This window comes from Microcystis sp. T1-4 (assembly GCF_000297435.1).
Lineage (GTDB): Bacteria > Cyanobacteriota > Cyanobacteriia > Cyanobacteriales > Microcystaceae > Microcystis.
On sequence record NZ_CAIP01000081.1, the window covers coordinates 1 to 2,855 of the forward strand.

Annotated in this window: 1 protein-coding gene; it reads left to right on the forward strand. The window is 51.7% G+C overall.

Translation table 11 applies throughout. The annotated features are described in order from the left end of the window. On the forward strand, positions 1-2,855 hold a 2,855-nt coding region (locus tag MICAI_RS26265), incomplete at both ends, for an ELWxxDGT repeat protein (protein WP_304412242.1).

Here is a 2,855-nt window from a genome sequence, read left to right on the forward strand (position 1 = left end):
CTTATGTAGCTGATGATATTTCAGGACTGCAAATCATCGACATCAGCAACCCAACAACCCCCACTCTCAAGGGTAATTATGATAATGATACTGGCGTTGCTAGGGGTGTACAAATAGTCGGTAACTATGCATATCTAGCTGATGATGGTTCAGGACTGCAAATCATCGACATCAGCAACCCGACAAACCCCACTCTCAAGGGTAATTATGATACTTCTGGCTCTGCTAATGGTGTACAAATAGTCGGTAACTATGCATATCTAGCTGATGGGCATGGTGGCTTAAAGATTATTGATGTGAGTGAGTTTACCAGTCCACAAACTGTTACTCTTTCTATTTCTCCCAGCAGTGTTAGTGAAGATGGGACAGCTAATATGGCCTATACCTTCACCCGTAGCGGAGTAACCACCGATGCTTTAACAGTTAACTATACAGTCGGGGGGACAGCTACTTTTAGTACAGACTACACCCAAAGCGGTGCAGCAACTTTCACCATTACCACCGGGACAGTGACTTTCGCCGCTAATTCAACCACTGCTAAAGTCACAATAGACCCCACTGCTGACACAACTGTTGAAGATGATGAAACCGTCGCTTTAACTCTTGCTTCTGGGACAGGTTATACAGTAGGTACGACCACTCCAGTGACGGGGACGATTACCAATGATGATGTTGCTTTTACCATTGCTGCCGCCAGCAGCAGTCGAACCGAGGGCAACAGTGGCAGCAAAGCCTTTACCTTCACCGTCACTCGTTTAATACCACCTGGCAATACCACAGGAAGCAATAACGTCAGTTGGGCAGTTACCGGCACGGGAACCAATCCCGCCAACGCTGCCGATTTTGTCGGGGGAGTGTTACCCAGTGGGGTGGTGAGTTTTGCTCCGGGGGAAACCTCAAAAGTGATTACTGTTAACGTTCAGGGAGATACAACAGTAGAACCGAACGAAAACTTTACCGTCACCCTCTCCAATCCCACCAACGGAGCTACTCTCGGCACTCCATCTACGGCAACCGTGACCATTGTTGACGACGACGGCTCCGTTCCTTTTTTAGTAGATATCCGTCCCGGTGCCTTTAGCTCCTACCCCAAAAACCTGACGGCAGTGGGCAGTACCCTGTACTTCATCGCCGATGACGACGTTAACGGTTATGAATTATGGAAGAGCGACGGCACGGTAGCTGGTACAGTTGCGGTGGCCGACATCCGCTCCCCCGGCAATCTAACGGCAGTGGGCAACACCCTATTCTTTACTGCCCGTGACGGACTTAACGGTACTGAATTATGGAAGAGCGACGGCACGGCGGCGGGTACAGTTTTGGTCAAGGATATCCGCCCCGGTTCCTCTAGCTCCTCCCCCTACAATCTAACGGCGGTGGGCAACACCCTGTTCTTCAATGCCAATGACGGCGTGAACGGTCCGGAATTGTGGAAGAGCGACGGCACGGCGGCCGGTACGGTTCTAGTCAAAGATATCATTCCCGGTTGGCTTGGCTCCATTGCCCGCTATCTGACGGCAGTGGGCAGTACCCTGTTCTTCAGTGCCTATAGCGAGGTTGCCAGCGATGTGGAATTGTGGAAGAGCGACGGCACGGCGGCCGGTACGGTTCGGGTCAAGGATATCTGGCCCGGTTCCTTTTTTGCATCCTCTAACCCCAGCAATCTAACGGCGGTAGGCAATACCCTCTACTTCACTGCCAATGACGGCGTTAACGGTGAGGAATTGTGGAAGAGCGACGGCACGGCGGCGGGTACGGTTCTGGTCAAGGATAGCAACCTCAGTTTCTTTCTTCCCAATCTAACGGCAGTGGGCAACACCCTGTACTTCACTGCCTATAACGGCGTGTACGGTCGGGAATTATGGAAAAGCGACGGCACGGCGGCGGGTACAGTTTTGGTCAAGGATATCCCTAATTCCTCTCTCCACCCCCGCAATCTAACAGCAGTGGGCAATACCCTGTACTTAGCTGCTAATCCGGCTTTTGACGAGGAATTGTGGAAAAGCGACGGCACGGCGGCCGGTACAGTTCTGGTGGCCGACATCCGCCCCGGCGCCGGCTCCTCTAGCTTCCCCAGCAATCTAACGGCAGTGGGCAGTACCCTGTACTTCACTGCCAATGACGGCGTGAACGGTTATGAATTATGGAAGAGCGACGGCACGGCGGCCGGTACGGTTCTGGTGGCCGACATCATCCCCGGTGCCTCTGGCTACAGCCCCAGCAGTCTGACAGTAGTGGGCAATACTTTGTTCTTCACTGCCAATAACGGCGTTAACGGTGATGAATTGTGGGCCTTAAATGTGAGTGGTCCCGCAGTTCCCACCCTCACTATTGCCGCCACCAGTGCCAATCAAACCGAGGGCAATAGTGGCAGTAAAGCCTTTACCTTCACCGTCACTCGTTCAGTTAATACCACGGGAACCAATAACGTCAGTTGGGCAGTTACCGGCACTGGAACCAATCCTGCCAATGCCACGGATTTTGTCGGGTCCGTGTTACCGTCAGGAACCGTGAGTTTTGCCGCCGGGGAAACCTCAAAAGTAATTACTGTTGACGTTCAGGGGGATACAACAGTAGAACTGAACGAAAACTTTACCGTCACCCTCTCCAATGCCACCAACGGCGCTACTATTACCACCGCTACTGCCACGGGAACCATTGAAAATGATGATATCAGTGTCACCCCAATCGAAGCTTTCGGTAACACCAAATTAGTCCAAGACGCGACTAATAAACTCTATGCTCAAATTGGCAATAATAACCCCATCGCCATCAAAAATGGTGCCACTCATATTGCCACAAATACCTATCCTGGTTGGCAAATCTTAGCCGCAGAAACCGTTAATGGAGTCAAT